This is a genomic window from Bradyrhizobium sp. USDA 327, assembly GCF_041262065.1.
Lineage (GTDB): Bacteria > Pseudomonadota > Alphaproteobacteria > Rhizobiales > Xanthobacteraceae > Bradyrhizobium > Bradyrhizobium liaoningense.
The window spans coordinates 7,448,581-7,469,460 of record NZ_JBGCCW010000001.1 but is presented as its reverse complement, the minus strand read 5'-3'; the positions used below and the strand labels follow the sequence as shown (position 1 = coordinate 7,469,460).

Annotated in this window: 17 protein-coding genes; 8 read left to right on the top strand and 9 right to left on the bottom strand. The window is 65.1% G+C overall.

Annotation, left to right across the window (positions count from 1 at the left end; translation table 11 throughout):
* Positions 1 to 38: 38 nt before the first annotated feature.
* The 4 genes from ABIA42_RS35220 to ABIA42_RS35205 are packed head-to-tail and all read left to right on the top strand — an operon-like array spanning position 39 to position 3,879.
* Entirely contained in the window at positions 39 to 986 is a 948-nt protein-coding gene (locus tag ABIA42_RS35220) for an ABC transporter permease (protein ID WP_271527404.1), read from the top strand.
* Between the two features lie 9 nt (positions 987 to 995).
* The gene (locus ABIA42_RS35215; RefSeq protein ID WP_271527405.1) at positions 996 to 1,889 is read left to right on the top strand and encodes an ABC transporter permease; all 894 of its coding nucleotides are present in this window, start codon (positions 996 to 998) and stop codon (positions 1,887 to 1,889) included.
* On the top strand, positions 1,889 to 2,896 hold the full coding sequence (locus ABIA42_RS35210; protein WP_370116521.1) for an ABC transporter ATP-binding protein: 1,008 nt from the start codon (positions 1,889 to 1,891) through the stop codon (positions 2,894 to 2,896). Before ABIA42_RS35215 ends, ABIA42_RS35210 begins: the two co-directional genes overlap by 1 nt.
* The gene (locus ABIA42_RS35205) at positions 2,893 to 3,879 is read left to right on the top strand and encodes an ABC transporter ATP-binding protein (protein ID WP_370116524.1); all 987 of its coding nucleotides are present in this window, start codon (positions 2,893 to 2,895) and stop codon (positions 3,877 to 3,879) included. Before ABIA42_RS35210 ends, ABIA42_RS35205 begins: the two co-directional genes overlap by 4 nt.
* Here the strand turns inward: ABIA42_RS35205 and ABIA42_RS35200 are convergent.
* From ABIA42_RS35200 to ABIA42_RS35165, 8 genes are all read right to left on the bottom strand, one after another.
* Positions 3,851 to 4,813 (bottom strand): hypothetical protein, encoded by a 963-nt coding sequence (locus ABIA42_RS35200; protein WP_370116527.1) that lies wholly within the window; start codon positions 4,811 to 4,813, stop codon positions 3,851 to 3,853. The genes ABIA42_RS35205 and ABIA42_RS35200 overlap by 29 nt on opposite strands.
* A gap of 8 nt (positions 4,814 to 4,821) precedes the next feature.
* Positions 4,822 to 6,798 (bottom strand): acetyl-CoA carboxylase biotin carboxylase subunit, encoded by a 1,977-nt coding sequence (locus ABIA42_RS35195; protein ID WP_370116530.1) that lies wholly within the window; start codon positions 6,796 to 6,798, stop codon positions 4,822 to 4,824.
* Positions 6,795 to 8,411, bottom strand: coding sequence for an acyl-CoA carboxylase subunit beta (locus ABIA42_RS35190; protein WP_370116532.1), 1,617 nt, complete (start codon positions 8,409 to 8,411; stop codon positions 6,795 to 6,797). Before ABIA42_RS35190 ends, ABIA42_RS35195 begins: the two co-directional genes overlap by 4 nt.
* Before the next feature lie 124 nt (positions 8,412 to 8,535).
* Positions 8,536 to 9,402 carry a 3-keto-5-aminohexanoate cleavage protein gene (locus ABIA42_RS35185; protein ID WP_271527411.1) on the bottom strand — a complete coding sequence of 289 codons (867 nt, stop codon included), beginning with the start codon at positions 9,400 to 9,402 and terminating at the stop codon, positions 8,536 to 8,538.
* A gap of 199 nt (positions 9,403 to 9,601) precedes the next feature.
* Entirely contained in the window at positions 9,602 to 10,402 is an 801-nt protein-coding gene (locus ABIA42_RS35180) for a helix-turn-helix domain-containing protein (protein ID WP_370116535.1), read from the bottom strand.
* A 189-nt stretch (positions 10,403 to 10,591) separates the two neighbouring features.
* Positions 10,592 to 11,248, bottom strand: a complete 657-nt coding sequence (locus ABIA42_RS35175) for a glutathione S-transferase family protein (RefSeq protein WP_271527413.1) — start codon at positions 11,246 to 11,248, stop codon at positions 10,592 to 10,594.
* Positions 11,248 to 12,411 carry an acyl-CoA dehydrogenase family protein gene (locus ABIA42_RS35170; protein ID WP_370116538.1) on the bottom strand — a complete coding sequence of 388 codons (1,164 nt, stop codon included), beginning with the start codon at positions 12,409 to 12,411 and terminating at the stop codon, positions 11,248 to 11,250. The genes ABIA42_RS35175 and ABIA42_RS35170 overlap by 1 nt, the downstream gene beginning before the upstream one ends.
* Positions 12,412 to 12,523: 112 nt before the next feature.
* Complete coding sequence (locus ABIA42_RS35165; protein WP_271527415.1) at positions 12,524 to 13,660, bottom strand: acyl-CoA dehydrogenase family protein; 1,137 nt, start codon at positions 13,658 to 13,660, stop codon at positions 12,524 to 12,526.
* A gap of 265 nt (positions 13,661 to 13,925) precedes the next feature.
* Between ABIA42_RS35165 and ABIA42_RS35160 the strand changes: the two genes are divergently transcribed.
* Together ABIA42_RS35160 and ABIA42_RS35155 are read left to right on the top strand one after the other, a co-directional pair.
* Positions 13,926 to 15,476, top strand: coding sequence for a long-chain fatty acid--CoA ligase (locus ABIA42_RS35160; RefSeq protein ID WP_271527416.1), 1,551 nt, complete (start codon positions 13,926 to 13,928; stop codon positions 15,474 to 15,476).
* 73 nt (positions 15,477 to 15,549) lie between these two features.
* Positions 15,550 to 16,773 carry an ABC transporter substrate-binding protein gene (locus ABIA42_RS35155; RefSeq protein ID WP_370116543.1) on the top strand — a complete coding sequence of 408 codons (1,224 nt, stop codon included), beginning with the start codon at positions 15,550 to 15,552 and terminating at the stop codon, positions 16,771 to 16,773.
* An 80-nt stretch (positions 16,774 to 16,853) separates the two neighbouring features.
* Here ABIA42_RS35155 and ABIA42_RS35150 read toward each other — a convergent pair whose 3' ends face one another.
* Positions 16,854 to 17,615 (bottom strand): transcriptional regulator, encoded by a 762-nt coding sequence (locus ABIA42_RS35150; protein ID WP_370123758.1) that lies wholly within the window; start codon positions 17,613 to 17,615, stop codon positions 16,854 to 16,856.
* Between the two features lie 186 nt (positions 17,616 to 17,801).
* Between ABIA42_RS35150 and ABIA42_RS35145 the strand changes: the two genes are divergently transcribed.
* Together ABIA42_RS35145 and ABIA42_RS35140 are read left to right on the top strand one after the other, a co-directional pair.
* Positions 17,802 to 20,063 carry a marine proteobacterial sortase target protein gene (locus tag ABIA42_RS35145; RefSeq protein ID WP_370116546.1) on the top strand — a complete coding sequence of 754 codons (2,262 nt, stop codon included), beginning with the start codon at positions 17,802 to 17,804 and terminating at the stop codon, positions 20,061 to 20,063.
* A 137-nt stretch (positions 20,064 to 20,200) separates the two neighbouring features.
* Positions 20,201 to 20,770, top strand: a complete 570-nt coding sequence (locus tag ABIA42_RS35140) for a class GN sortase (protein WP_271527473.1) — start codon at positions 20,201 to 20,203, stop codon at positions 20,768 to 20,770.
* Positions 20,771 to 20,880 lie beyond the last annotated feature (110 nt).

Here is a 20,880-nt window from a genome sequence, read left to right as displayed (position 1 = left end):
CGCCGCGGGCGGCTGACGGGTTCGACGGGAGGCGGTGCATGTTTGCCTATCTGGTGCGGCGCCTGTTGCTGATGCTCGTGACCCTGTTCGGGATCTCGATCGTCATCTTCTTCCTGCTGCGGATCGTTCCCGGCAACATCGTCGACATCCTGTTCGCGGCCGCCGGCTACGTCGACCCGGCCGATAAGGCCAATCTGGAGAAGGAGCTCGGCATCGACCGGCCGCTGATCGTGCAATATTGGCACTGGATCAGCGGATTCCTGCGCGGCGATCTCGGCTACTCCTATGTCTCGGAAAAGCCGGCGCTGCAGGAGATCCTGCCGCGGATCCCGATCACGGCGCGGCTCGCCGGCCTCGCGCTGTTGTTCTCGGCATCGATCGGCATTCCGCTCGGCGTCATCAGCGCGGTGAAGCAGGGGACAAAGCTCGACTACGCGCTCCGCATCGTCAGCCTCAGCGGATTGTCGCTGCCCTCGTTCTGGCTCGGACTTTTGATCCTCACCGCATCGGTGGCGATGTTCGGCCAGATGCCGATCTTCAATCCGAATCCGCAGACCTGGCTCGAAGCGTTCGCGACCTATGCCGTGCCGGCGGCCGCCGTCGGCTTCCGCAGCGCCGCGCTGACCATGCGCATCACCCGCTCCTCGATGCTGGAGGTGCTGCGGCAGGACTATATCCGCACCGCCCGCGCCAAGGGCGCCTCCGAAGCGGCGGTGAACTATCACCACGCGCTGAAGAACGCGATCTTGCCCGTCATCACCGTGATCGGCATCGAGGCGGCGTTCCTGATCGGCGGCCTGATCGTCACCGAGACGGTGTTCAACATTCCCGGCGTCGCGCGCTTCCTGGTCGAGGCGATCCGCTGGCGCGACTATCCGATCGTGCAGAATCTCGTGATGTTCATCGCGGTCGTGGTGGTGTTCGCGAATTTCACCGTCGACATGCTCTACGCGGTATTCGACCCGCGCATCAGATACACGGACTAGGAGACCAGCTTGGCTGCGATCGACTTCGACGTTGAACTGAGGCGGGCCGGCGCATATGCGACCGGCGGCTGGCGGCGCGTGCTGTTCATGGCGCAGCGGCATGTGCTGGGCGCGGCTGGCCTCGTCATCCTGACGGTGTTCGTGCTGACCGCGATCTTTGCCGACTTCATCGCGCGCTATGATCCGCTGACGGTCGATTCCGCCCGCGCGCTGGCCCGACCGAGCCTCGCGCACTGGATGGGCACCGATTCCTTCGGTCGCGACGTGTTCAGCCGCATCATCCACGGTGCGCGGATCTCGCTCGCGGTCGGGCTCGGTTCGACCGCGCTCGGCGGCACCATCGGCGTGATCGTCGGCCTCACCTCCGGCTATCTCTCGGGCTGGGTCGATCTCGTCTTCCAGCGCGTCTCCGACGTTCTCCAGGCGCTGCCGCTCCTGGTGCTGGCCCTGGTGATGACGGCGGCGCTCGGCCCTTCGCTGCCCAATGTGATCATCGCCATCGCCATTCCGCTGATCCCGACGGTCGCGCGCGTCATCCGCGCCAATACGCTGGCGCTTCGCGAGCAGCCGTTCGTGGAAGCCGCCAAGTCGATCGGCATGAGCGAGATGCGGATCGCGCTGCGCCACGTGCTGCCGAACACGCTGGCGCCGCTGATCGTGCTGGCGACCGCGCAGCTCGGCTCGACCATCCTCACCGAAGCCTCGTTGTCCTTCCTCGGCCTCGGCATTCCCGAGCCTTATCCGTCATGGGGGCGCATGCTGTCGGAATCCGCCGCCGAATATGTCCGCACCGCGCCGTGGCTCGTGATCTTCCCGGGCATCGCGATCAGCCTCGCCGTGTTCGGAGCCAATTTGTTCGGCGACGCCCTGCGCGATATCCTGGATCCGAGGCAGCGCGGCTGATGGCGGACAAATCCGATCTCGTGCTCGACGTGAAGAACCTGAAGACGGTGTTCTTCACTAATTCCGGCCTGTTCAAGGCCGTCGACGATCTCTCGTTCAATGTCGGACGCGGCGAGACGCTGGCGATCGTCGGCGAATCCGGCTGCGGCAAGAGCGTCACCGCGCTGTCCTTGATGCGGCTCGTGCCCGATCCGCCCGGTCGCATCGTCGGCGGCTCCGTCACGCTCGAAGGCACCGAGCTGCTGTCGCTGGATGAAGCGCAGATGCGCGCGGTCAGGGGCAACCGCATCTCCATGATCTTCCAGGAGCCGATGACTTCGCTCAATCCGGTGATGCGAATCGGCGACCAGATCGCCGAAGCGGTGCGGCTGCATCGGAACATCACGTCGAAGGAAGCGCAGAATATCGCGGTCGAGATGCTGCGCCTGGTGCGCATTCCCGAGCCGGCACGACGTGCGCGGGAATATCCGCATCAGCTGTCCGGCGGCATGCGCCAGCGCGCGATGATCGCGATGGCGCTGGCCTGTCGGCCGGCATTGCTGATCGCGGACGAGCCGACCACCGCGCTCGACGTCACCATCCAGGCGCAGATCCTGGCGCTGATCCTCGACCTTCAGAAGGAGCTCGGCACCGGCCTCGTGCTGATCACGCACGATCTCGGAGTCGTCGCGCAGACGGCGCAGCGCGTGATCGTGATGTATGCGGGGCGAAAGGTCGAGGAGGCCAGCGTCGAGACACTGTTCGCCTCGCCAATGCATCCCTATACGCGCGGGTTGATGGCCTCGATCCCGGCCGTCCCGGCATCCGGTGTCCCGGCGCAGGCGCGGCTGAACGAGATCCCCGGCACGGTGCCCTCGCTGGTGGGGCTGCCGAAGGGCTGCGCCTTCGCGCCGCGCTGCAAGCTCGCGATCAAGCGCTGCGAGGCCGAGTATCCGCCGCTGGCCGACTGGGGCGGCGGCCATCTCGCTGCCTGCTGGCGCGCGGAAGAAGTCGCGGAGGTGGCATGACCGAAGCGCTGCTCGAAGTCACCGACCTCAAGAAGCACTACCCGGTGCGCGCCGGCGTGTTGCGCCGGCAAGTCGGCACCGTGCATGCGGTCGACGGCGTCTCATTCGCGCTCGGAACCGGCGAGACGCTCGGCCTCGTCGGCGAATCCGGCTGCGGCAAGTCCACGGTGGCGCGGAGCGTGCTGCGGCTGGTCGAGCCGACCTCGGGCCAGATCCGCCTCGACGGCGAGGACATCACCCATCTGTCGAAGACGGCGCTGCGCCCTCACCGCCGTTCGATGCAGATCGTGTTCCAGGACCCGTTTGCCTCGCTCAATCCGCGCATGACCGCGGGCGACATCGTCGGCGAGCCGCTCGCCGTGCACGGGCTTGCAAGCGGCAAGGCGCTAGAGGCGCGCGTCGCAAGGCTGTTCGAACAAGTGGGCCTGCGACCCGACCAGATGCGCAACTTCCCGCATCAGTTCTCCGGCGGCCAGCGCCAGCGCATCTGCATTGCACGGGCCCTTGCGCTCGAGCCGCGCCTGATCGTCTGCGACGAGCCGGTGTCCGCGCTCGACGTCTCGATCCAGGCGCAGGTGATCAACCTCCTGATCGACCTGCAACGTCAGCACGGCTTCTCCTACCTCTTCATCGCCCACGATCTCGCCGTGGTCGCCCATATCAGCCACCGCGTCGCGGTGATGTATCTCGGCCGCATCGTCGAGATCGCCGAGAAGGACGAGCTGTTCCGCAACCCCCGTCATCCCTACACGCAGGCCCTGCTCGCGTCGGTGCCCGTCGCCAACCCGCTCGCGAAGAAGCTCGCTCCGCTCGTCGACGGCGACGTGCCGAGCCCGGTCAACCCGCCTTCAGGCTGTGCGTTTCACACGCGCTGCCGGTTCGCGATGGAACGCTGCAAGACGGAACGGCCGGCGCTGGTGGACGCCGGCGACGGACACCAGGTGGCGTGCTTGCTCAATGAGGGGACGGGGCGCGGCCAGTAGGCCGCAATGCCCGGATCACCGGCCAGGCCGCCAACGCCGCGGCCAGATGCTTGAGCGTGTGGCCCGAGACGATGTGCCCGGTCGCTTCGAACACTGTCGCGTCACCGAGTTCGAAGAGCTTCGCCAGCACATAGAAGAAGATCACGCCGCCGAGCGGCACGCCAAGCGCACCCGGCAGGGGTCGTGTGAACGCCAGTCCCACGGCGAGAGCCATGCCGCCGAATTGCACGACCGCCCATGGAGTGAGATTCTCGTGTGCCACCCAGGCCGCGAGCAGCCCCGCAACCATCATCAGCACCAGCACCGCTTCGCCTGCGCGCACGCTGATGCGCTCGCTGGCCGCGATGCCGAGAAAGCCCGCGAACGCCACCGCCATGCCGACGCGATCGGCCACGAGCCGCTGCGGCATGTCGGGGTCCAGATGATAGAAGCCTGAGCCCAAGCAGGTGAGGATCAGTCCGATGAAGAACCAGCCTGCACCCACGGGCGCATCATTCCGGGTGCGCAGCCGCTCCGTGCCCCAGACACCCATCGCGAGGAAGGCGAGATTGCTCAGCACGTCGGCGGCATTGGGCACACCCAGCCAAGGGCGGGTGTCAACGAAATGCGGGATGTGCCAGGCGGCGGCAGGCAGCGCAGGTGCGAGCAGCAGCACCACCGCAAGGACGAACAGCGCGCCGACCAGGCATTTTTCGCGGACCGTTGGTGCGGCGAACGGCAGCTGCCTGGACACCGAAGGGAGCGTTGCGCGCGGCATGCGAGCCTCCACACGAATTGAACAATGTTCATATTTGTAGCGCGAAAATGAACGTCGTTCAATACGAATTGCGCAAAGGCATGATTCGCGACCTATCGTATTGAAACTTTTGGTATTTTCTTGATTACCACGGCGATAGGCACGGCGCCATACGCCGTTGCCCACCCGATACTGCATTCGCGGCGCTACCCTGCCCCGATCTCCGCCACGATCCTGCCTGTCGTCACCTGCTCGCCTTCGGCAACGTCGACCGCCGCGACGATGCCGTCGAGGCCGGCCTTATGGACGTGCTCCATCTTCATCGCTTCCAGCGTCAGCACCGGCTGGCCCGCGGTGACGCGGTCGCCCGGCTTGACCAGGACGGCGACGACGCGGCCATTCATGGCGGCGCGGACCTTGCCGTCACCGCCGTTGCTTGCTGCAGCCTTCGGCGCCGCCAGCGTGAGATCAATCACCGCAAGCGGGATGCCGCGATGCTGGAGGTAGAGCCGGTCGGCATCGCGCAGGAATTTGGCGCTGTCCATCACACCATCATGGCGAAAACGGATCGCATCGGCATCGAGCTGCTCGATCTCGAACCTGTCCTGACGGCCGTCGGTGGCGACGGTGTAGCTGCCATCGCGCTCGCGCGTGACTTCGAGCTCGTGGACGTGGCCGGCGATCTCGAGTTTCGCTGGAAGCGGGAACGTTGCGGACAGACTCCGACCACTCTGCCAGGCAGGCGCGCGCGGATTTGTGACGTAGAGCAGCAAGCCCGCCAACACCGTATCGAATGCAGCACCCCTGCGCGGCGCCAGCAGCTCGTCGCGATGCGCACCGATGAAGGCTGTCGTCGCCTCGCCCTTGGCAAAGCCGGAGTGACGCAGGCAGGACATCAGGAACGCCTGGTTCGTGGTCACGCCAAACGCCGTGAGCTGCTCCAGGCCGACGATCAGCCGTCCCCTCGCCTCCTCGCGACTCGCACCATGGCTGATGATCTTGGCGATCATGGAATCGTAGAACGGCGGGATTTCGGAGCCCGACTGCAGCGCGTGCTCGACGCGGACGCCGTCGGGCACCTGCCAGCGTGCCATGCGCCCAGACTGCGGCATGAAATCCTGCGCGGCATCCTCCGAGCACAGCCGCACCTCGATGGCATGGCCTTCGAAGCGGATGTCCTGCTGCTTCACCGGCAAAGGCTCACCGCGCGCGACGCGCAGCTGCAACTCGACGAGATCGAGCCCGGTGACCGCCTCGGTCACGGGATGCTCCACCTGGAGACGCGTGTTCATCTCCATGAAGTAGAACTCGCCACGTTCGTCGAGCAGGAACTCCAGCGTCCCCGCCCCCTCGTAACGCAGCGCCTTTACCGCGGCGACCGCGACCTCGCCCATCCTCGCGCGCAATTCGGGCGTGACTGCGGGTGACGGCGCCTCCTCGATCAGCTTCTGGTGCCGCCGCTGCACCGAGCAATCGCGCTCGCCGAGATGGATGGCGTTACCGTGGCTGTCGCCGAACACCTGGATCTCGATATGACGCGGGTTCTGAATCGCACGTTCCAGGATGACGGTGGGGTCGCCGAACGCGGCCTTCGCCTCGGAACGCGCACTGCGCAGCGCATCGGGAAACGAAGCCGCATCGGCCACGAGCCGCATGCCGCGCCCGCCGCCTCCGGCGACCGCCTTGATCATCACGGGAAAGCCGATCTTTCTGGCTTCCGCGAGCATCACCTCGTCGCCCTGGTCTGCGCCCTGATAGCCGGGCACGATGGGGACGCCGGCCTTCTTCATGATCTCCTTGGCGCCGGCCTTGTTGCCCATTGCCTCGATCGCCTGCGGCGACGGGCCGATGAAGACGAGACCGGCCTCCTTGCAGGCGCGGGCGAACTCCTCGTTCTCGGCGAGAAAGCCGTAGCCGGGATGGACGGCATCCGCGCCGCTCGCCTTCGCGGCTCCGATGATCGCGGGAATGCTGAGATAGGATTGCGCCGGAAGCGCTTCGCCGATGCGCACGGCCTGATCGGCCTGCCGCACGTGGAGCGCATCGCGGTCGGCATCCGAATAGACCGCGACGACGCTCAAGCCCAAGCGCCGCGCGCTACGCATCACGCGCAACGCGATCTCGCCGCGATTGGCGACCAGGACCTTGAAGAACGGCCGGTGCTGCACTGATCCGTTCCTCATGGGCGGGCCACCGAAAACTGCATGCGTTGGGGAGTGCGCGCATCGCCCTCGCGGCAGATCGCAAGCACTTCCGACAGCACCGCGCGGGTGTCACGCGGGTCGATCACGCCGTCGTCGAGCACACGCGCGCTGGTGGAAAACACATCCATCTGGCCGTCGAACACACCGACGATCTGCGCCTTCATGGCGTCCAGCTTGTCCTTCTCGATCGGCTTGCCGCGGCGCGCCGCGGCGGCTTCGGTCACGATCGCCATGGTTTCGGCCGCCTGCTCGCCGCCCATCACGGCCGTCTTGGCATTCGGCCAGGAGAAGCAGAAGCGCGGATGGAAGCCGCGCCCGCACATGCCGTAATTTCCGGCCCCGAAGGAGGCGCCGCAATAGATGGTGATCTGCGGCACCGTCGCCGAGGTGACCGCCTGGATCATCTTGGAGCCGTGCTTGATCATGCCGGCTTCTTCGTAAGCCTTGCCGACCATATAGCCGGTGGTGTTGTTCAGATAGAGCAGCGGTGTGCGAGTCTGGCAGCAAGCCTGGATGAAATGCGTCGCCTTGTTGGCGCCGGCAGGATCGAGCGGGCCATTGTTGGTAATGATGCCGATGGCCTGCCCTTCGATGCGGGCATGGCCGCACACCGTCGCAGGCCCGTAATTCGGCGCCATCTCGGTGAAATCGGAATCGTCGATGATGCGCGCGATCACCTGCTTCATGTCGACCGGACGCTTGTGGTCCATCGGCATGATGCCGAGCAGTTCGTCCTGGGCGTAGCGCGGCGGCTTGAATTCTGGCGTCGCCCTGCCCGGCCGCTCCCATTCCAGCGCCGCCATGATCTCGCGCGCGATGCGCAGGGCGTCGCGATCGTCCTCGGCCAGGTAATCGCCGAGGCCGGAGACCTGCGTATGCATCTCGGCGCCGCCGAGCTCTTCCTCGGTCGCGATCTCGCCGGTCGCGGCCTTCAGCAGCGGCGGTCCGGCGAGGAACGCACGGGTGCGGCCGCGCACCATGACGATGTAATCGGAGAGGCCGGTCTGATAGGCGCCGCCCGCGGTGGACGAGCCGTGCGTCACGGTGACGACCGGCAGGCCGGCCGCGGAAAGACGCGCCAGATTGCGAAAGATGTTGCCGCCGCGGACAAAATCCTCGACGCGGTAGCGCAGCAGGTTTGCGCCGGCGCTTTCGACGAGCTGCACGTAAGGCAGCTTGTTCTCCAGCGCAAGCTCCTGCACCCGCAGCGTCTTGTCGAGACCGTAAGGCTGCAGCGCGCCGGCATCGATGCCGGAATCACTGGCGCTGACCATGCAGCGAATGCCCGAGACGAAGCCGATGCCGGCGATGACGCCGCCGCCGGGCACGCTCTTGTTCGCATCCGGCACGTCGAACATGTAGCCCGCGAGGGTGGACAGCTCGATGAAGGGCGCGCCGGGATCGAGCACCAGGGCAACGCGTTCGCGCGGCAGCAATTGTCCGCGCTTGTGGAAGCGATCCTTGGCTGCGGCCGACGCCGCCCGTGTGCGCTCTTCCAGCGCGCGCATGCGGTCGATCAGCGCGAGCATGCCGTCACGGCTGGCCTGGTACGCGGCGCTGCCGGGGGAGATGGTGTTTTCGAGAATGGACATGACTCTATCCCAGTCGTCATTCCGGGGCGCGACGAAGTCGCGAGCCCGGAATCCATAACCACGATCGGGAGTATGGATTCCGGGCCTGGCCCTTCGGGCCATCCCGGAATGACGGAGTGTATGACTACCTGTTCGTCCCAAAAATCTTCCGCGCCTCGGCCGGGCTCGCGATCTCGCGGCCGGCACGCCGCGCGCAGGCGGCGACGGCTTCGATGAGCTGGCCGTTCGAGGTCACCTTCTTGCCGTCGGCGAGATAGAAGGTGTCCTCGAGGCCGGTGCGCAAGTGGCCGCCGAGCTCGGCGCAGCGTTGGTGCAGCGGCCAGATCTCCTCGCGGCCGATCGCGGTGACCTGCCAGTTCGCCTCGGGGCGCTTCAGCTTGATCAGGATCGGCAGCAGCTCGGGATCAGCAGGCATGCCGGAGGCGACACCCATCACGAAATTGTACTCGAGCGGGCCGTTGTACATGCCGACCTGGCGATACATGCCGACGCAGCGGACGATGCCGACATCGAAGCACTCGAACTCGGGGATGGTGCCGACTGCGTTCATGACGTCGAGATAGTCCTTCACCTTCTCGACGGCATTGTCGAACATCATCGGCGGCCAGGCCCAGGTGTTGTCGGCCTTCACTTTCAGGTAATTCAGCGAACCGGCATTGCAGGCGGCGATCTCCGGCCTGGTCTCGCGGATGCAATCGAGCGCGCCGCTGTAGTTCGGGCCGGAGACCCCCGAAGTGTGGTTGATGATCACGCCAGGGCACGCCTCGCGGATCGCCTGCTGGATCTCCTTGCTGACGGCGACCTCCCAGGACGGCAGATGCCCCTTGTTCGGCGCCTGCTGGCGCAGATGGATGTGCATGATGGACGCGCCGGCATCGAACGCAGCCTTGGCCTCGCGCGCCATCTGCTCGGGCGTCACAGGCACGTTGTGCTGCTTCGGGTCGGTGAGCACGCCGTTCAGCGCGCAGGTGATGACGGCCTTGTCGCTCATGCCACTAATGTCTCGCACGTTGAGAATTCAACGCTTGCGATCATGTGACGCGCGACATGCGGCTTCTTGCGCGGAGAAGCTGGAAAGCAACTGCAAATCGTAGGGTAGGCAAAGGCGCCCTTGCGCCGTGCCCACCACGTTTCAAGGTTCGGTGACGATGGTGGGCACGCTACGCTTTGCCCACCCTACGAGACCGAAGTCAGCTCGCTTCGGCAAGCCGCACCGTCTCGGTGCTGCGGTAGATCGCAAGGTCGCGCGAGCCGACGAAGATCGCACGCGGTTTCAATCCGTAGAAGCGGCGGATCGAGTGACTGAAATGGGTCGAGTCGGGATAGCCGATGTCCTGCGCGAGATGAGCGAGGTTGAGGTCCTGGTTGGCGAAGTGCAGCAGATGCCGCGCGCGCTTCCAGGCACGGAAGGAGCGGAAGGAGATGCCGGTCTCCTCCTTGAACAGATGCAGGAAGCGTGATGCCGAGAGGCCCGCTTCTGCCGCACACGTATCCGCCGTTACCGGCTCGCCGGAGAAACGCCCGATGCGGGCGACCGCGCGCATCACGCGCGGGTCGAGCACGCGACGTGGCAGCGCCTCGCCAAAGCACATCTCGTCGAACTCGGCGGTGGTGATGTCGCCGTAGCGGCGCTGGCGCAGCAGCGTGTAGGCGGCCAGGATCTTGCGCGCATAGGCGGCCTTGTCCGGACCGCGCAGCCGCTCGGCCAAAGCCTCGATCACGCCATCCGGCATGCTCTCCGGCTCAAGCGTCACGCTGATGACGGTGCGATAGTCGCTGGCGATGGTGTGCCGCTGGTTCGGCAGGGTCACGACCAACTCGTCCGAGGTCTGGACGTCGTCGATCGTCAGATGCAGGCTGCCCTTCACCGCGACATAGACATGGCAGCTACCGGGGGTGCGCTTGCGGGGCCGGCCGAGCAGGCCGGCATAGAATACCCGCTCGGGCGTGATCAGCATCAGATGGTCGGATTCGCGACCTTTATCTTCCATTGGGGTCCTCCTCGCGCGGCTCTCTGGCCGCTGCGGACGGAGGTCACCTTAGCGGAAATTTGGGCGCTGTCACGATAGGATAGCGCTGTCATTGAAACATGCGCCGTCGTTCCGGGGCGGTCGCAGACCGAACCCGGAACCTCGAGATTCCGGGCTCGATGCTGCGCATCGCCCCGGAATGACGGAAACTTACGCCCTCACCCTCGCTGCAACATTCTGCTCGGCGCCAGCCTTCTGTTCCGCAGCAACCGCGCGCTTGAAACCGTCGCGCTGCTGCAGACGAGCCCAATAGGCTGCGACATTTGGCCCAAAATCCTTGGCGAGCCCGATGTTGCTCGCCAGGCGAAGCGCGTATCCGACGACAATGTCAGCGGCGGTGAAGCGGCCCGCGCACAATGTTTCGGCATTCGCCGTGGCTGCCTCGACGGCGCGCAGTCTGCCCAAGAACCACTTTGCGTAGTCGGTGGCGACTTGCGGGTTGCGGCGTTCCTCCGGCTCGAGCTGGGTGTATCGGAGCACCAGCGTCTGCGGGAAGGTTAACGTGGCGTCGCTGAAATACATCCAGTTCAGGAAGGCGCCATAGGCGGGATCCTCCGGTCCGACCATCAACGGCGTCGGTCCGTACTTGACGCCGAGATAGTGGCAGATGCCGGAGGATTCGGTCATCTTGGTTTCGCCGTCGACCATGAAGGGAATCGTGCCCAGCGGATTGAGCGCAAGATATTCCTTGGCGAAGACGCGCGGCGGGAACGGCAGCATCTTCAGCTCATAGGGCAGCCCCATCTCCTCCAGCATCCAGAGCGGGCGAAACGAGCGCGCGGCGTCGCAGTGATAGAGCGTGATCATCAAGCACTCCCTTTGCTGCCGGGCAGCGTACCCATCATCTTGCACAGGACCATCAGCATGACCTCGTCGGCGCCGCCGCCGATCGAGGTCAGGCGGCTGTCGCGATAGGCGCGGCTGACCGGCGTCTCGTTGGTAAAGCCCATTCCGCCCCAGTATTGCAAGCAGGCGTCGGTGAGCTCGCGGCCGAGGCGGCCGGCCTTCAGCTTGGCCATGGTCGCAAGCCTCGTCACGTCTTCGCCCGCCACCAGCTGCTCGGCGGCACGATAGATCAGCGCGCGCAGCAGTTCGACCTCGGTCTGCATCTCCGCGAGCTTGAAGTGCACGACCTGGTTGTCGAGGATGCTCTGGCCAAAGGCTTTGCGATTGCGCGTGTACTGGATGGTCTCGTTGATGATGTATTCGTGCGACTTGAGGCAGGCGGCCGCGCCCCACAGCCGCTCCTCCTGGAACTGGATCATCTGATAGGTAAAACCCTTGCCCTCCTCGCCGATGCGGTTGCGCTTGGGCACGCGGACATTGTCGAAGAATATCTGCGCTGTGTCGGAGGAACGCATGCCCATCTTGTCGAGCTTTCGCGCGACCGTGACGCCATTGCTCTTCATGGGCACGCAGATCAGCGACTTGTTGCGATGAACGGGGCCGTCGCCGGTGTTGGCGAGCAGGCAGATCCAGTCGGCCTGCGTGCCGTTGGTGATCCACATCTTGCCGCCGTTGATGACGTAGTCGTCGCCGTCGGAGCGCGCCTGGGTCTTGATCGAGGCGACATCGGAGCCCGCGCCGGGCTCGGAGACGCCGATGCAGGCGACGTAATCCCCGGCAATCGAGGGGGCCAGAAATTCGCGACGAACCTCGTCTGAGCCGAATCGTGCCAGCGCGGGCGTCGCCATGTCGGTCTGCACCCCGATCGCCATCGGCACGCCGCCGCAGGTGATGGCCCCTAACTCCTCCGCCATCATCAGCGCGTAGGAGTAGTCGAGGCCGGAACCGCCGAACTCGACCGGCTTGTTCAGACCGAGGAAGCCGAGATTGCCCATCTTCTTGAACAGCTCGTGCGCCGGGAAGATGTCAGCCTTCTCCCACTCATCGACATGGGGATTGATCTCGCCCGCGATGAACTTTTGCAGCGAGCGGCGGATGTCGTCGTGGTCAGCGGTGAATAGCATTTTGCTCCTGTCATTCCGGGGCGGCGCGAAGCGCCGAACCCGGAATCTCGATATTGTTGGACTCATCTCTGGGTCCCGGGTTCGCGCTGCGCGCGCCCCGGGACGACGGTTATCACAGCCCCATCTGCCTGGAGGCCAAATCCTTCATGATCTCCTCGGTGCCGCCGCCGATGGCATTGACCTTGACCTCGCGGTAGATGCGCTCGGCCTTGATGCCGCGCATGAAGCCGGCGCCGCCGAAGATCTGCACGGCTTCCGACGCGCAGAAGGCCATGGTCTGCGTCGCCTGGTTCTTCATCATGCAGATTTCCGCGACCGGGCTTTCGCCCTGCTCGAGCCGCCAGGCCAGCATCTCCAGCATCGCCTGGGATGCCGCGACCTTCTGCGCCATGTCGACGATCTTGTGGCGGATCACCTGGTGCTGGGCGAGCGGCTTGCCGAAGGTCTTGCGCTCTTTCGCGTAAGAAATCGCCTCGTCGAGGCAGACCCGCGCGAAGGCGGTGCAGCTTGCCGCCATGCCCATGCGCTCGCTGTTGAAGTTCTGCATGATGATCTTGAACCCCTGGCCCTCCTCGCCGATCAGGTTCTCGGCCGGGACGCGGCATTGGTCGAAATGCAGCGTCGCGGTGTCGGAGGCCCACCAGCCCATCTTCTTCAGCTTCGTCCGCGACAGGCCAGGCGTATCGCCTTCGATCAGGAGCAGGCTGACCCCGCCGGCACCCTCGCCACCGGTGCGCACCGCAACAGTCAGATAGTCCGCGCGGATGCCCGAGGTGATGAAGGTTTTCTCACCGCTCACGACGTAGTGATCGCCGTCGCGCCGGGCCCGGGTGCTCAGGTTCGCGACATCGGAGCCGCCGCCAGGCTCCGTGATCGCGAGCGCAGAGATCTTCTCGCCCGAGAGCACTTGCGGCAGCACGCGCGCCTTCACCTCCGGCCGAGCGGCGCGCGCGATCGGCGGCGAACCGATGGTGTGGCTCATCAGGCTGGCACTGACACCGCCGGCGCCGGCGCGCGCCAGCTCCTGGCTGGCGACGATCTTCATGAACTGGTCGGCGGTGATCCCGCCATATTCCTCGGGAAAACCGAGCCCCAGGAGGCCGATCTCGGCCGCCTTGCGATAGAGCACGCGCGGGAATTCACCGGCCTCGTCCCACTCATGGGCGAACGGGGTGATCTCCTTCTCGACGAAACGGCGCATGACGTCGCGAAAGGCGTCGTGCTCGGCGGTATAGAACGGGCTCTTCATTACAGTCTCGCCCTATTGGCGGATTCGCTCGTCCACCATGGCTGGAACATTAGCGATTCACTTGCGCAGAGTGGCTGACCATAGGAGCCGCTCCACCGCAGCCTGTGGCCTAGCAACTCCACGCAAGACGATTTTCGTCCCGCACAGGCTAACTCTGGCTCAAAAAAACGTTGCTGCACAGACTCCGGCTGGCGCCAGCGCCACGCCGGGCATCGCGCACGGGCAGCAAGGAGGAGGCCGGCACAGACCGCCGAGGGAGGAATATTTGGCCGTTCGTTACTACGATTGGATCGCCCATCATGGCCGCCGCACGCCGAACAAGGTTGCGGTGATCGACCTCGCGAGCGAGCGCCGCTTCAGCTACTCGCAGCTCGACGCCCGTGTCTCGCGCCTCGCCTCGCTCTTGCGTCACGCGCTGAAAGTCTCGCGCGGCGACCGCGTCGCCGTGCTTGCGCTGAACACGACCGATACGCTGGAGGTGCAGTTCGCCTGCGGCCGGTTAGGTGCCATCTTCGTGCCGCTGAACACCCGCCTCACCGTTCCCGAGCTCCAGTTCATCACTGCCGATTGTGCGCCGAAGGTGATGATCCACGACACCGATCTGGCCGAGACGGCGCTCGCCGTCGCAAAGCTCTGCAACGTCTCGACCAGCCTGCTGCTCGGCCCCGGCGGCACCTATGAAGCCGGTATCGCCGCCGCGAAGCCGCTCGACCGCGCCGAAGAAGTCACGCTCGATGACGTCTCCACCGTCATGTACACCTCGGGCACGACGGGCCATCCGAAGGGCGCGACCATCACGCATGGCATGACCTTCTGGAACTGCGTCAATCTCGGCGGCCCCGCCTGCATCGGGCCGGCCTCGGTGCTGCTCACGGTGCTGCCGCTGTTCCACACCGGCGGTCTCAATTGCTACACCAATCCGGTGCTGCACGCCGGCGGCACCGTGATGATCATGCGCGCCTTCGATCCCGGCACGGCGCTCGGCCTGATCAACGATCCCGCGCAGGGCATCAACGTGTTCTTTGGCGTGCCCGCGATCTACCAGTTCATGGCGCAGCACCCGGCCTTCGCGACCACCGACCTCAGCCGGCTGATCGTCGGCGGTGTCGGCGGCGCTCCGATGCCGGTGCCGCTGCTCAAGGTCTGGGAGGCGCGCGGCGTCGCGCTTCAGCAGGGCTACGGCATGACCGAGACCTCGCCGGCCGTGCTGGTGCTCGACCGCGAGGACGCCGCGCGCAAGGCCGGCTCCGCCGGCAAGCCGGTGCTGCATACGGAAGTGCGCATCGTGCGTCCCGACGGCAGCGATGCCGATGTCGGCGAGCTCGGCGAGCTCTGGGTCAAGGGACCCAACATCACGCCGGGCTACTGGAACAGGCCGGAAGCGAACAAGACATCCTTCACCGACGGCTGGCTGCACACCGGCGATGCGACCCGCGTCGACGAGGAAGGCTTCTACTACATCGTCGACCGCTGGAAGGACATGTACATTTCCGGCGGCGAGAACGTCTATCCGGCCGAGGTCGAGAACGTCCTGCATCAGCTCAATGCCATCGCCGAAGCTGCCGTGATCGGCATTCCCGATCCGCAATGGGGCGAAGTGGGCCTCGCCATCGTCGCGGTCAAGCCGGGACAAAAGCTGACGGAGACAGAGGTTTTCGCTCATTGCGCGGCCAATCTGGCGCGTTTCAAATGCCCGCGCCAGATCCGCTTCGTCGATGCACTGCCGCGCAACGCCACCGGCAAGATCCACAAACCGACCTTGCGCAAGGAATTCTCGGTGGCTTCCGAAATCGACAAGAAGGTCGCCAATGCCTGATCGAAGCGCCCCTCGCGGGCGCTTTTCTTTTTGAAGTGCCTGCCCTACCAACAAGAAACTCCAAGGAATTTCCATGAAGAACAAGAAAATCGTCCTGCTCGCCGCGGCAACAGCCCTGACCTTGCTCTCGGCTCAAAGCGCTTTCGCACAAAAGAAATACGACACCGGCGCCAGCGACACCGAGATCAAGATCGGCAATGTCGAGGCCTATTCGGGTCCCGCTTCCGCCTACGGCATCATCGGCAAGACCGAGGAAGCCTATTTCAAGATGATCAACGACCAGGGCGGCATCAACGGCCGCAAGATCAACTGGATCTCCTATGACGACGGCTATTCGCCGCCCAAGACCGTGGAGCAGGTCCGCAAGCTGATCGAAAGCGACGAGGTGTTCCTCGTCTTCAACGCGCTGGGCACGCCGACCCAGACCGCCGTGCAGAAGTACCACAACGCCAAGAAGGTCCCGCAGCTCTTCCTCGCAACCGGCGCCAGCAAGTGGAATGACCCCAAGGGTTTTCCCTGGACCATGGGCTTCCAGCCGAGCTATCGGGTCGAGGCGCGGATCTTCGCGAAATATATCCTGCAGGCGAAGCCCGACGCGAAGGTCGCGATCTTCTATGCCAATGACGATTTCGGCAAGGACTACGTCGCCGGCCTCAAGGAGATCTTCGGCGACAAGGCCACCTCGCTGATCGTCGCGGAAGAGAGCTACGAGACCACCGAGCCTTCGATCGATTCCCACATCGTCAAGCTGAAGGGCACCGGCGCCAACGTCTTCGTCAACATCTCGACGCCGAAATTCGCGGCACAGGCGATCAAGAAGATCGCCGAGCTCGAATGGAGGCCGATGCATGTGATGACCGACGTGTCGATCTCGATCGGCGCGGTGATGAAGCCCGCCGGGCTCGATGCGTCGGAAGGCGTGCTGTCCGCGAGCTATCTGAAGGACGCATCGGACCCGCAATGGAAGGACGACGAAGGCATGAAGAAGTTTCTTGCCTTCATCGACAAATACATGCCGGGCGCCAACGTCTCCGACACCAACATCGTCTACGGCTATGCCGCCGCGCAGACCCTGGTTCAGACCTTGAAGCAGTGTGGCGACAACCTGACGCGCGAGAACGTGATGAAGCAGGCCGCGAGCCTGAAGGATTCTGCTCCCGATACGTTGATCCCCGGCATCAAGATCAACACCAGCGCCAACGACTTCGCGCCGATCGAGCAGCTCAAGATGATCCGCTTCAAGGCTGGCCAGTGGGAGCTGTTCGGTGACATCATCAGCGCGGAAACCGGCGGCTAGCTCGCATCAGCCGAACATGCCCAAGCCAGATAGCGGCCGAAAGGCCGCTATCTTTTTGTGTGAGCGAGGTCGAAGCGAGGCTATGCCGGCAGGAAGAGCGCAAAGGGCTCTTCCACCGTGCGGCGCAGATGCTTTCGATACAAGACGTAGCTGTCGTCGTCGGGCGCAACCCGCCCCAAGGACGGCTTTGGAATATTCCTGAGCGGCACATAGGCGATGGGCGCAGCGATCGGCGTGAGCTGCGAGCCGGGGCCGGCGCGAAGCGTCGAGATGATGCCGTACATCTCGCCGGCAACCGTCGGCCGCGACACCGTGATCACGCGATGCTGACCGTGCTTGATAATGACGAGGTAGATGAAGCCGGACTGATGGGGAACGGCGACCTCGCCGGTGTGCTCATAGGCTGCGTCGGTCCGCTCGCCCTCGCGGAAGACCAGCGCTGAGACCTTCGGCTCCCAGACGATCTCGGTGCGATAGGCAAAGATCGCGTCCTTGTCGCCAAAGGACGGGCGCAGGGTGATGTAGACGTCCTCGAGCCAGGTCACGGCGCGATGAGCATAGGAGCCGAGGCTGTCGGGCGCGACGTCGTTTGCGGCCGGAGGCGCCACCACGATGGCACTTTTGCGCAAGGAGACGCCTAGCGCCTGCTCGAGCCGGACCGTCGTCGCCAGCGTGAACGGCCGGCGGCCGCCGAGCACCTTCTCCAGCGTCGACAGGCTGAGCTTGGCTAGCTCGGCCAGGGCCTGCCGGGAGATCCGGCGTCTGGCCAGCTCTTCGCGAATGGTCTCCGCGATCTCGCGGCTCTGCTCGTCCGAAAGCTGCTTGTCGGCCTGCATCTGCATCATCAACCCTGCCCTGGGAGTGCCATTCTAGCAGGGCGGACAAACCAGCACAAAACCGCACATGGCCGCCCGACGGCGGCCTGCTCGCGCCGGCCACGGCGGAACATTGCCGATCATTCTGCTCGCGAAATCAGCCTCTCCAGGCCGATCCTGCGGGCCAGCAAACAACCATCGGGAGCAGGCCAAATGGATATCTACGACACTGCCGACAGCGACGAACACCCGTTGCTGGGCCGGCTGATCAAACTCGGACTATTCCTTCTCGCGCAGGGCGTCGCGGTGATGCTGGTGGCCTTCGTGGCCCTGCTGGTGAGCTTCGGGACCGGCTGGTCGGCAACGGCCGAGCAGACCAGCCTCCTCCAACCTGGCGAGGCACGGTCAGGCAGCCTGCTCCTGAAGGAAGACGGCGCCTACACCGAGGCGATCCGTCTCGGCACCGACATCGACATCACCGTATCGGGCCCGACGCTGCGCGTCCGCGTCACGCAACTGTTCCGCAATCCGACCAGGGACTGGGTCGCGGCCACCTATGTCTATCCGCTCGCAGCCAATGGTGCCGTCGACACGCTGAAGATGGTGGTCGGCGACCACGTCATCGTCGGCGACATCAAGGAGCGGCAACAAGCCCGCGTGATCTACGAGCAGGCGCGAAGCGCCGGCCAGAAGGCCGCGCTCACCGAGCAGGAGCGGCCCAACGTCTTTACCAATTCGGTCGCCAATATCGGTCCTGGCGAGACCGTGCTGGTGCAGATCGAATATCAGGAGCCGGTGCATCAATCCAGCGACGAATATTCGCTCCGCGTGCCGCTGGTGGTCGCCCCGCGCTACAATCCGGCGCCGATCGTGCAGAGCGTCGACTTCCGCAAAGACGGCTCCGGCTGGGGCGCAGCGACGTCAGATCCGGTTCCGGATCGTGACCGCATCTCGCCGCCTGTGCTGGACCCCGCCAGACATGCGCCGGTCAACCCGACCAGCATCACCGTGCGCCTGAAGGCCGGCTTTGTGCCCGGCGAGGTCAGGAGTCACCACCATAACGTCAAGATCGAGAGTCCGGACGACACGACGCGTATCGTCACGCTCGCTGATGGCGCTGTCCCCGCCGATCGTGATTTCGAGCTGACCTGGAAGCCGGCCGCCGGGCTGGCGCCGTCGGTTGGCCTGTTCCGCGAGCATGTTGGCGATGCCGATTACCTGCTCGCCTTCGTCACTCCGCCCAGCGTCGAGCAGGCGACGCAGAAGCCGCTGCCCCGCGAGGTCGTGTTCGTGATCGACAATTCCGGCTCGATGGGCGGCACCTCCATCGTTCAGGCCAAGGCGAGCCTGCTCTATGCCCTCGGCCGGCTCCAGCCCAATGACCGCTTCAACGTGGTGCGTTTCGATGACACCATGGACGTGCTGTTTCCAGCCTCGGTACCGGCGGATGCCGCGCATGTCGGCGAGGCGACCTCGTTCGTCAGCGCCTTGCAGGCGCGGGGCGGCACCGAGATGGTACCGGCGATGCGCGCTGCGCTCTCCGACAAGATCAGTGACAGCAGCATGGTCCGCCAGGTCGTGTTCCTGACCGACGGCGCGATCGGCAACGAGCAGCAATTGTTCGAGACGATCACGGCAATGCGTGGCCGTTCGCGCGTGTTCATGGTCGGCATCGGCTCGGCGCCCAACACCCATCTGATGACGCGCGCCGCCGAGCTCGGCCGCGGCGCCTTCACCCATATCGGTTCGGTTGAGCAGGTCGAGGAGCGCATGCGCGGCCTGTTCGCCAAGCTGGAGAATCCGGCGGTGACGGGCCTCACCGCAAGATTTTCCGACGCCAAGGCCGACATCACCCCGGCGATCATTCCGGACGTCTATCGCGACGAGCCGCTGGTGCTGGCGGCCAGGCTCGACAAGCTCGCGGGCTCCCTCGAAATCAAGGGACGCGTCGGCGATCGCCCGTGGTCGGTGACGCTGCCGCTGCAAAGCGCCGCTGAAGGCAAGGGCCTGTCGAAGCTCTGGGCCAGGCGCAAGATCGGCGACGCCGAAGTGGCGCGCTCCATGCGCGAGATGACGCCCGAAGAATCCGACAAGGCGATCCTGGCGCTGGCGCTCGATCATCAGATCGTCACGCGACTGACCAGCCTCGTTGCGGTCGACAGGACGCCGAGCCGGCCCGAAGGCGAGCCGCTCAAGCTCAGCGACCTGCCGATCAATCTGCCGGCCGGCTGGGATTTCGAGAAGGTGTTCGGCGAGCGGCCGCAGGTGCCGACGCAGTTGCGTGAACGCCATGCCGATGCGCGCAACCAGCCGGAACTGAGGCGGCCGATGCCTGCCGCGCCCGATGCGATCCGCCTGCCCAAGACTGCAACCTCGGCCGAGCTGAAGATGATCGCAGGCCTGGCCCTGATCGTGCTCGCCCTGATCCTGTTCGTGTTCAACCGGCGTCGGCCCTTGCTCACCGACGCCGCTTGAGAGAGGAGCCCCCCAACTCCTCCGTCAGCGCGCGCGGCTGCCCGTCCCCTACAAACGGCCGCGCGCGCCTTTTTAGGAAATGTCATTCCGGGGCGATGCAAAGCATCGAACCCGGAATGACCACCAGAGAGAAGCAGATGTCCCGCTTCATCCCTCCCCTCGTTCTGGCGCTGATCGGCCTCTTCTTGTTCGGCGACGGCGCCTACATCCACGCCAAGGCATGGCTCGCGCAGGTGCTGCTGGAGCGGGCGTTCGACCGGAGCGTTGCGACGGGACAGGCGGTGAAGCCGTGGTCGTGGGCCGACACCTGGCCGGTCGCGCGGATCGAGGTCAAGCGGATCGGTGCCAGCGCCATCGTGCTGGAAGGCGCGAGCGGACAGGCGCTCGCTTTTGGCCCCGGCCATATCCACCAAACGGCTGATGCGGGTGAACGCGGGGTTGCGGTCTATGCCGCCCATCGCGACACTCATTTCCGCTTCCTGCGGAATGTCGTCATTGGTGACATCGTCGATGTCACACGTCGCGACGGTCGACATTTCAGCTATCGCGCGGATTCCTCGGCCGTGGTCCGTTTCGATGCATCGGGCATCGACGCCACGACACAGGGCTTCGAGCTTGTTCTCGCGACCTGCTGGCCATTCGACGCCGTCACCTCCGGCCCCGAGCGCTATATCCTGCATGCAACATTGGTTGGAGCCGACAGGTAGATCGCCCACCGAGCCGACGATACGCGCCAGCGTCGCTCATTCCACCATACGGCATACCACCCCCAAGGTTGCCACTCCGAAGGACTCGCCATAGAACGGGGTGGCACTCG